Origin of the sequence: Dietzia sp. B44, from assembly GCF_014145245.1 — a bacterium.
Taxonomy (GTDB): Bacteria; Actinomycetota; Actinomycetes; order Mycobacteriales; family Mycobacteriaceae; genus Dietzia; species Dietzia natronolimnaea.
In genome coordinates, this window is sequence record NZ_JAALEF010000238.1 from 1 (window position 1) to 8,588 (window position 8,588).

An 8,588-nucleotide genomic window follows, 5' to 3' on the forward strand; every position below is an offset into this window, starting at 1 on the left:
ATGAACGCCAGGGACGTCGACGGACCGCTCCCGCCGGTGACCCTGCGTGCGGGTGCCGCCCCGTGGTGCGCCGCGGGCGCGGCCCCACCGTCGCGACGGGTGGGGGACAGGTCGCGGGTGAGCTCGGCCAGGTCGGACTGGAAGAGGGCCCCGTAGGCCTTGGTGGTCCGCTCGTCGAACTCGGCGAGGGTCAGGCGCCCTTCCGAGTAGGACTGCTGGAGGAACCTCGCCGTCGCCTCACGCTCGTGGTCCGAGGCACGGATCGACGGGAGTTCGGGACCGGGATCTGGGCGGGCGTCATCCATGGGACGAGGGTAAGCCCTGACACACCTGTACGGGAGCTGAGTGGGAGGAGCCCGCTTCCCGCGCCCCGGCAGGCACACTGGAGACCATGATCGAGGTACGCAATCTCACCAAACGCTTCGGCGCCGCTACGGCGGTCGAGGACCTGAGCTTCGTGGTGCGGCCGGGCGTCGTCACCGGCTTTCTCGGCCCGAACGGGGCCGGTAAGTCCACCACCATGCGGATGATCGTCGGCCTGGACACCCCCACCTCGGGTGAGGCGCTGATCAACGGCCGGCGCTACCGGGAACTCGAGCGGCCCACCCACACCGTCGGGTGCCTGCTCGACGCGTCCTGGACCCACGCCAACCGGTCCGCGGGCGCACACCTGAAGATGATCGCCGCCGCGGGTGGTCTGCCGGCCACCCGCGTCGACGAGGTGTTGTCGCTGGTCGGTCTGAGCGACGTGGCCGGCCGCAAGGTGGGCGGGTACTCGCTGGGAATGCGCCAGCGACTCGGGCTGGCCACCGCCATGCTCGGCGACCCCGAGGTGCTGCTCTTCGATGAACCGGTCAACGGTCTCGACCCCGAGGGCATCCTCTGGATCCGCCGCTTCATGCACGCCCGCGCCGCCGAGGGCCGGACGGTGCTCGTGTCGAGCCACCTGCTGTCGGAGATGGCACAGACGGCCCAGGACCTCGTCGTCATCGGTCGGGGGGTGCTCCGCGCCCAGACGTCCGTCGAGGAGTTCCTCTCCGCGGCCACGTCCTCCGTCCTCCTCCGGACACCGCACGTCGACGAGTTCACCGCCGCCGCCCGGGAGGAGGGGATCACCGCCACCTTCGACCCCGAGGCCGGAGCGTTCCTCGTCGAGGGGCTGCCCGCCTCCCAGGTCGGTGAGCTCGCAGCCAGCCTGGGGATCACCGTCCACGAACTACACGAGAAGCGGGCGTCGCTCGAGGAGGCCTTCATGGCGCTCACCGATCAGGACGTCGAGTACCACGGTCAGGAGACCACCCGATGAACCTGCTGAAGTCCGAGTGGATCAAGGTCACCACAACCAAGAGCGCCTACTGGCTGTACGGCCTGGGCATCGCCCTCGCCCTCGGCCTGGCCGCGATCATCGGCCAGTTCGAGCAGCCCTCGGCGGGGGACCCGATCGTCGGGGAACCCGGCGGCGGGGGCGACCCGCTGTTCGCGATCCTGGGAGTCGGCGCCTTCACCGTGATCCTCGCGTGGATCGCGGCGATCGTCGCCGTGACCGGCGAGTACCGCTACCACACGAACAAGGCCACCTTCCTCGCCTCTCCGTCGCGGTGGCCTGCGGTGGTGGCCAAGACCGTGCTGTTCACCGTGATGTCGATGGTCGTGACCGCCGTTGCGGTGGTGCTCTCGCTACTGGTGGCGGGGGCCCTGTCCGGACTGGACTCCTGGACCCCGTTCTCAGGGGACGGGCTGACGTACCTCGTACGGTTCCCGGTCTACGCCGCGCTGGGCACGGTCGCCGTGATGGGGCTGGCGTACATCATGCGCAACGCCGCCGGTACGATCTCCTTGTTCCTGGTGTGGACATTGGCTCTCGAGGGCATGGTCTCGCTGATCCCGCGGGTGGGGCAGGACATTGCCGGCTGGATGCCGTTCGCCAACGGTGACTACTGGACCCAGGGTGAGACCGCGCGCGGGTTCATCACGTGGGGCGAGTGGCCGGCCTTCGCGTGGTTCGCGGCGGTCTGCGTGGCGCTGTGGGTCGCAGGACTGGTGATCACCCTGCGCCGGGACGCCTGAGCGGCACCCACGACACGGCCCGGGTGTCGGTACACCCGGGCCGCGTCTCGTCGCGGGCTGGGCCGCGCGCTGGCTGGGCCGACTCGCGGGGGGGTCGGACGCCCTGTGGAAGGTCAGTGCTGACTGATCGGCAGATAGACGCGGGAGCCCTGTTCGGCGAACTCCGCCGATTTCTCCGCCATCCCCGCCTCGATCGCCTCGACCGTCTCCATCCCGTGCTCGGCCGCGTAGTCCCGGATGTCCTGGGAGATCCGCATCGAGCAGAATTTGGGACCGCACATCGAGCAGAAGTGGGCGGTCTTGGCGGGCTCGGCGGGCAGAGTCGCGTCGTGGTACGCCAGCGCGGTGTCCGGGTCGAGCGCCAGGGCGAACTGGTCCCTCCACCGGAACTCGAACCGCGCGGTGCTCAGCGCGTCGTCCCGTCTCTGTGCGCCGGGGTGCCCCTTGGCCAGGTCCGCCGAGTGCGCGGCGATCTTATAGGTGATCACGCCGGTCTTGACGTCGTCGCGATCGGGCAGGCCCAGGTGCTCCTTGGGGGTGACGTAACAGAGCATCGCCGTACCCGCCTCCGCGATCCGCGCGGCGCCGATGGCGGAGGTGATGTGGTCGTAACCCGGTGCGATGTCCGTGGCCAGCGGCCCCAGCGTGTAGAAGGGCGCCTCCTCGCACCACTCCTCCTCGAGCCGCACGTTCTCCACGATCATGTGCATCGGCACGTGCCCGGGGCCCTCGATCATCACCTGGACGCCGTGGCGCTTGGCGATCCCGGTGAGCTCACCCAGCGTGCGGAGCTCGGCGAACTGGGCCTCGTCGTTGGCATCCGCGATCGATCCGGGCCTCAGGCCGTCCCCGAGGGAGAACGTCACGTCATAGCGCGCGAGGATCTCGCAGAGCTCGGTGAAGTGGGTGTAGAGGAACGACTCGCGGTGGTGCGCCAGGCACCACGCCGCCATGATCGAGCCTCCGCGCGAGACGATCCCGGTGACGCGCTTGGCGGCGAGCGGGACGTACCGCAGGAGCACGCCCGCGTGGACGGTCATGTAGTCCACGCCCTGCTCGCACTGCTCGATGACGGTGTCGCGGTAGAGCTCCCAGGTCAGCGCGGTCGGATCGCCGCCCACCTTCTCCAGTGCCTGGTAGATCGGCACGGTCCCCACGGGAACGGGGGAGTTGCGCATGATCCACTCGCGGGTCTCGTGGATGTCCCGCCCGGTGGACAGGTCCATGATGGTGTCCGCGCCCCACCGGGAGGCCCACACCATCTTCTCGACCTCCTCCGCGATCGAGCTGGTGACCGCGGAGTTGCCGATGTTGGCGTTGATCTTGGTCAGGAAGCGCTTGCCGATGATCATCGGCTCGCTCTCCGGGTGGCGGTGATTGGCCGGGATGACGGCGCGGCCGGCCGCCACCTCGGTCCGCACCACCTCGACGTCGATCCCCTCCCTGGCGGCGATGAAGCGCATCTCCGGGGTGATGTGGCCCGCGCGGGCCCAGGCCAGCTGGGTCCGCACCGGCGTGGGGTCCTCCGCCGAGGCGGGCGCGGCCTCCGGGTGGGCCCAGCCGTCGCGGGTGGGCGGCAGTCCTGCGGCGAGGTCGTGGCACTCCCCGGCGTCGGCGTACCCGGTGTACGGACCGGAGGTGTCGTAGACGTCGAACGTCGTGTCGTTGGTCAGTGAGATCCGACGGACGGGCACGCGCAGGGTGCTGTCCTCGGCCCGGACCTCGAGGTAGGACTTGCTGCTGGAATGGATGGGGCCGCAGGTCACGGCCTCGATCGAGGTGGTGTCTGCGCTGGTGGTGGACGTGTTTCTGCCCATGATGTTCACTGCTCCCTACGCCGGCATGACCCGGACAGGTTCAACGGTCGACGACCCGGCTGGCCGTCCTCTCAGCCCGCGCTCCGAAGCGGACTCCCGTGTGGACGAGTATGAAATGGTGCCGGGCGAGCGTACCCCGGCGAGTAGCATCACGTGGGGAACACACCCTGCCGAAGGAGCCCCATGTCCCGAGTAGAGTCACTGGTGTTGGTCCACAACACCGATAGAGACCGGTTCGAACTGTGGGACGGCGAGACGTTCATGGGCCTGGTGGGGTACGAGAAGGACGGCGAGGTCTACATCCTTCTCCACACCGTCATCGAGGAGCACTTCGGTCAGCAGGGCATCGCCCGCCTGCTGGTCAGTCTGGTCCTCACCCGGATGCGTCTGGACGGGAACAAGATCCGGCCGGTGTGCAGCTATGTCCGCCGCTTCCTCATCCGCTTCCCCGAGTACCAACTCCTCGTCGCCCCCCGCTGACCCCGGTGAGGGAGGCGTCCGGGACCACTCCGGTCACCCGCCGGGATCTCGCCCGCCTCCGCCTGGCCTCCCAGCGGCTCGTGGGGGAACGCTGCTCCTCGCCCGCCGAGGCGGTGCGGTGGATGGCGTGCATGCAGGGGCAGGACCTGCCCGGCGTCCTCGCATCGGTCGCCCTGCGCTCCCTCGGTCCGGACGGCGGGCCCGCGACGATCAGCGACGTCCGAGCAACCCTCGCCGACGGGTCCGTCGTCCGTTCGTGGCCCATGCGCGGCACCCTCCACCTCGTGCCCGGTGAGGACCTCGGGTGGATGGTCGGGGTGGCCGCGGGGCGGTCCCGTTCTGCCGCGGTGGGGCGGCTCGCCGCGCTCGGGGTCGACGACGACGGAATCGCCCGCGCTCACAGAATTCTGCTCGAGGAGATCGCCGGGACGCGTGTCCGGACCCGTGCCCAGCTCCAGGATCGCTGGCGGGCGGAGGGAGTGGAGGTTTCTGAGGGCCGCGGCTACCACCTGCTGTACCTCTTCGTCGTCGACGGGCTGGTCAGCCAGGTCGACGGCACGGGGTCCGAAGGGACAGGACCCGGCAACACAGGGCCCGGCAACACAGGGTCCGGCAGCACAGGGTCCGACGGTCCTGTGCACGGTTTCGCCCACCACGATCGGTGGCTGGCAGCGAACGGGGTCGTCCCACGTTCACCCACCCGCGAGCAGGCCGTCGCGGAGTGGCTCGAGAGGTTCCTTCGATCACACGGACCCGCGCGGGCCGAGGACTTCCGACGGTGGACCGGACTGCCCTTGCGAGACGTCCGCCCCGCCCTGGAGGCGGTGTCCGGGCGGCTGGAGGCGGTGTCGTTCGACGGCGCCACCTACTGGATGGACCCGGGCGCGCCTGATCGGCTGGCCGCTGCGGGTCGGTCCGCGGATGCCGTACTCCTGCTCCCGGGCTTCGACGAATACCTGCTCGGCTACGGCGACCGGTCCCACGCGGTTGACTCTGATCACTCCGGATTGATCGTTCCCGGCAACAACGGTGTGTTCCGGAGGACGGTGGTGCACAGGAGCAGAGTGGTCGCCACGTGGAGAACGGTGGGCTCGGGCGGCCGGCGTCGCATCGAGACCGCGCCGTTCGCGACTCTGTCCGGGCGGCAGTCGACGGGGATCGCGCGGGCGTTCCGCAGGCATCCGACCTGACGGCGGCGCGCGCGGCACCGGTCGGATGGGGGCCGTCCGTTCGGGAGGAGGGTGTTTCGGCCGACCTCACTCCGGGGATACGATTCGGTCATGACGAACCCGAGCTACCCCGGTTCCCCCTCCGACTCCCCGTTCGGGGCGGGCCAGTCCCACGGACAGGAGTCCGGCTACTGGCAGGACTCGTCCTACGGTCAGAGCGCACCCTCGTACGGCCAGAACCCCGGCTACGGGGGTCAGGGCACCGGGGCGTTCACCGGCTCCCCCGGGGCCACCCGACCCGGCCCGCCGTCGAACATCGGGTGGGCGGTGGCCTCGCTGCTGTTCTTCTGGCCGCTGTCGTTCGTCGCGATGACCCGCGCCGCGGACGTCTACCCGCTGTGGGCGGCCGGCCACCACGCCGAGGCCGAGGCCGCGAGCGCCTCCGCCAAGAAGCTGGGCCTCATCTCGCTGGCCATCTTCGGGGGACTCGTGGTCCTCTACTTCGTCTTCATCATCGCCATGGTGGGGCTGGCCTCCACCGGGTACTGATCCCCGGCGCGGGTCGCCTCAGCGCAGCCCCAGCCGCGGCGCCTCGATGGCCGGGCACGCGTTCATCACCACGTCGAGACCGGCGTCCGCGGCCCGCCGGGCGGCGTCCTCGTCGATCACGCCCAGCTGCAGCCAGACCGCCTTCGCCCCCCTTGCGATGGCCTCGTCCACTACGCCGCCAGCCAGCTGGGAGTTCACGAAGACGTCCACGACGTCGATCTCCCCCGGCACTGACGCCAGGTCCGGGTAGCCCTGCTGCCCGTGGACCGTCTCGGCCTTCGGATGGACCGGGACGATCTCGTGGCCCAGGTCCCGGACGTAGGCGGCGATCCCGTACGCGGTGCGTCCGGCATTCGAGGACAGGCCCACCACGGCCCACCGCCCGCGATCCGAGAGCAGGCGCGTGATGACGGTCGGATCATTCGTGTGGCTCATACCCTGTGCAATGCGCGGCGTCGCGCGGACATTCCCCGACGGGCCCTGTGCGCGGGATCTTCCTTCGCGGGCTCAGTCAGTCCCCGACGGCGACCTTGCCGCGCCGGACGATCTTCGGGTCAGGGTCGAACACGACCTGCGGGTCCTTCTCCGGGTAGTCGAACTGGTTGAGGAAGTGGCGCATCGCGTTGATGCGCGCCCGCTTCTTGTCGTTGGACTTGATGGTGATCCAGGGTGCCCAGTCGGTGTCGGTACGCCGGAACATCTCCTCCTTGGCGGCGGTGTACTTGTCCCACTTGTCCAGGGACTCCAGGTCCATGGGGGAGAGCTTCCACCGCCGGACCGGGTCCAGTTGACGGATCGCGAACCGGGTCTTCTGCTCCTCCCGGGTGACCGAGAACCAGAACTTGGTCAGTCCGATCCCGGAATCCACGAGCATCTTCTCGAACATGGGCGCCTGCTCCATGAACGTGGAGTACTGGGCGTCGGTGCAGAACCCCATCACCCGCTCGACGCCGGCCCGGTTGTACCAGGACCTGTCGAACATCACGAGCTCGCCGCGGGTGGGCAGATGGCTGATGTAGCGCTGGAAGTACCACTGGTACAGCTCGGTCTCGGTGGGTTTGATCAGCGCTACCACGCGGGCCTGGCGCACGTTGATGTACTCGGTGAACCGCTTGATCGTCCCGCCCTTGCCGGCGGCGTCCCGGCCCTCGAACACGATCACGTGCCGGTGACCCGACTCGGCCTGCCAGTTCTGGAACTTGAGCAGCTCGATCTGCAGCAGGTACTTCTCCACCTCGTACTGATTGCGGTCCAGCCGGTGGTCGTACGGGTAGTTCTCCCGCCACGTGTCCACGGCCCTGCCGTTGATGTCGATGAGGTCGGGGTCCTCACCGTGGTCGTCGCGCACGGTGAAGCCCTCGGCGCGAAGCCGGTCGATGTAGTGACGGAGTTGGAACGTGGACATCTGCGGGAGCTCCTGGTTCTGGGACGAGGTGGCGGTATCAGTCGAGGTCCACGACGACGGGGGCGTGGTCGGAGGCGCCCTTGCCCTTGCGCTCCTCGCGGTCGATGAACGCGCCCGTCACCCGTGCCGCCAACTCCGGTGAGTGCAGCTGGAAGTCGATGCGCATGCCCTGCTTCTTGGGGAAGCGCAGCTGGGTGTAGTCCCAGTAGGTGTAGACGCCGGGGCCCGGGGTGTACTCGCGGGTGACCTCGCGGAAGCCCGCTCCGTCGAAGGCGGCGAAGGCCTGCCGTTCGGGCTCCGAGACGTGGGTCTTGCCGTCGAACACCTCCATGTCCCACACGTCGTCGTCGTGGGGTGCCACGTTCCAGTCGCCCACCAGGGCCACCTGCGCGGCCGGGTCGGCGGCGAGCTCGGCGGAGGCGTGGTCGCGGAGCCGGGCCAGCCACTCCAACTTGTAGGTGTAGTGGGGGTCCGCCAGCTCGCGGCCGTTGGGGACGTAGAGACTGTAGACGCGGACACCGTCACACACCGCCGAGATGGCGCGCGCCTCCGGGTCCTGCGTGACCTCGGGGTCCTTGTGGAAACCGGGCATGTCGTCGAAGCCCAGCCGGACGTCGTCGAGCCCCACCCGCGAGGCCACGGCCACACCGTTCCACTGGCTGAGCCCGTGGTGGGCGACCTGGTACCCCAGCTCCTCGAACGCCTCGTGCGGGAATTGGTCGTCCTTGCACTTGGTCTCCTGCATGGCCAGCACGTCCACGTCCGAGCGTTCCAGCCAGGCCACGACACGGTCCCGTCGAGCTCTGATCGAGTTCACATTCCAGGTGGCCAGGCGCATGGCGAGCAGTCTATTACCCCGGATCGGATCGCGCGGACGGCGGAGCCGAACCTTCGACGACGACGAGGTGGCGCATCGAATGATGCGGGGCCAACCCGAGCTTGGCCCACAGGCCGCGACCGGCCGAGTTGTCCGCGAACACGTGGAGGTGACACTCCTCGGCGCCCAGCGACCGTCCCCACTCGACGAGCGCGCCCGTGACCACCTCGGCGAGCCCGCGGCGGCGGTGGGCGTCGGCGGTCTGCACGCACGACACCGCGACG

The 8,588-nt window shown here is 69.4% G+C and carries 11 protein-coding genes; 5 read left to right on the top strand and 6 right to left on the bottom strand.

The genetic code is table 11. From position 1 onward, the window contains the following. The coding region (locus G6017_RS08690) for a DUF1707 SHOCT-like domain-containing protein (protein WP_182616964.1) at positions 1-305 on the bottom strand (305 nt) is incomplete at its 3' end. Positions 306-391: 86 nt separating this feature from the next. On the opposite strand from G6017_RS08690, the gene G6017_RS08695 reads away from it, so the two are divergent. Next, positions 392-1,306, top strand: a complete 915-nt coding sequence (locus tag G6017_RS08695; RefSeq protein WP_182616965.1) for an ATP-binding cassette domain-containing protein — start codon at positions 392-394, stop codon at positions 1,304-1,306. Then, entirely contained in the window at positions 1,303-2,067 is a 765-nt protein-coding gene (locus G6017_RS08700; RefSeq protein WP_182616967.1) for an ABC transporter permease, read from the top strand. The genes G6017_RS08695 and G6017_RS08700 overlap by 4 nt, the downstream gene beginning before the upstream one ends. A gap of 113 nt (positions 2,068-2,180) precedes the next feature. Here G6017_RS08700 and thiC read toward each other — a convergent pair whose 3' ends face one another. Then, entirely contained in the window at positions 2,181-3,884 is a 1,704-nt protein-coding gene (gene thiC, locus G6017_RS08705) for a phosphomethylpyrimidine synthase ThiC (RefSeq protein WP_182609661.1), read from the bottom strand. Between the two features lie 183 nt (positions 3,885-4,067). On the opposite strand from thiC, the gene G6017_RS08710 reads away from it, so the two are divergent. From G6017_RS08710 to G6017_RS08720, 3 genes are all read left to right on the top strand, one after another. Beyond that, positions 4,068-4,364: a GNAT family N-acetyltransferase gene (locus G6017_RS08710; RefSeq protein WP_179523462.1), complete on the top strand. Its 297-nt coding sequence runs from the start codon at positions 4,068-4,070 to the stop codon at positions 4,362-4,364. 5 nt (positions 4,365-4,369) lie between these two features. After that, on the top strand, positions 4,370-5,554 hold the full coding sequence (locus tag G6017_RS08715; RefSeq protein WP_182609660.1) for a DNA glycosylase AlkZ-like family protein: 1,185 nt from the start codon (positions 4,370-4,372) through the stop codon (positions 5,552-5,554). A gap of 90 nt (positions 5,555-5,644) precedes the next feature. After that, complete coding sequence (locus G6017_RS08720; RefSeq protein WP_182616969.1) at positions 5,645-6,082, top strand: CD225/dispanin family protein; 438 nt, start codon at positions 5,645-5,647, stop codon at positions 6,080-6,082. An 18-nt stretch (positions 6,083-6,100) separates the two neighbouring features. Here the strand turns inward: G6017_RS08720 and G6017_RS08725 are convergent, their stop codons facing one another. From G6017_RS08725 to G6017_RS08740, 4 genes are all read right to left on the bottom strand, one after another. After that, complete coding sequence (locus tag G6017_RS08725; RefSeq protein ID WP_182616970.1) at positions 6,101-6,517, bottom strand: CoA-binding protein; 417 nt, start codon at positions 6,515-6,517, stop codon at positions 6,101-6,103. 76 nt (positions 6,518-6,593) lie between these two features. Next, positions 6,594-7,487, bottom strand: coding sequence for a polyphosphate kinase 2 (gene ppk2 / locus G6017_RS08730; RefSeq protein WP_179523458.1), 894 nt, complete (start codon positions 7,485-7,487; stop codon positions 6,594-6,596). 37 nt (positions 7,488-7,524) lie between these two features. Continuing rightward, the gene (locus G6017_RS08735; protein ID WP_182616972.1) at positions 7,525-8,325 is read right to left on the bottom strand and encodes an exodeoxyribonuclease III; all 801 of its coding nucleotides are present in this window, start codon (positions 8,323-8,325) and stop codon (positions 7,525-7,527) included. A 13-nt stretch (positions 8,326-8,338) separates the two neighbouring features. Continuing rightward, positions 8,339-8,588: GNAT family N-acetyltransferase (locus G6017_RS08740; RefSeq protein ID WP_182616974.1), on the bottom strand; the 250-nt coding region annotated here is incomplete at its 5' end.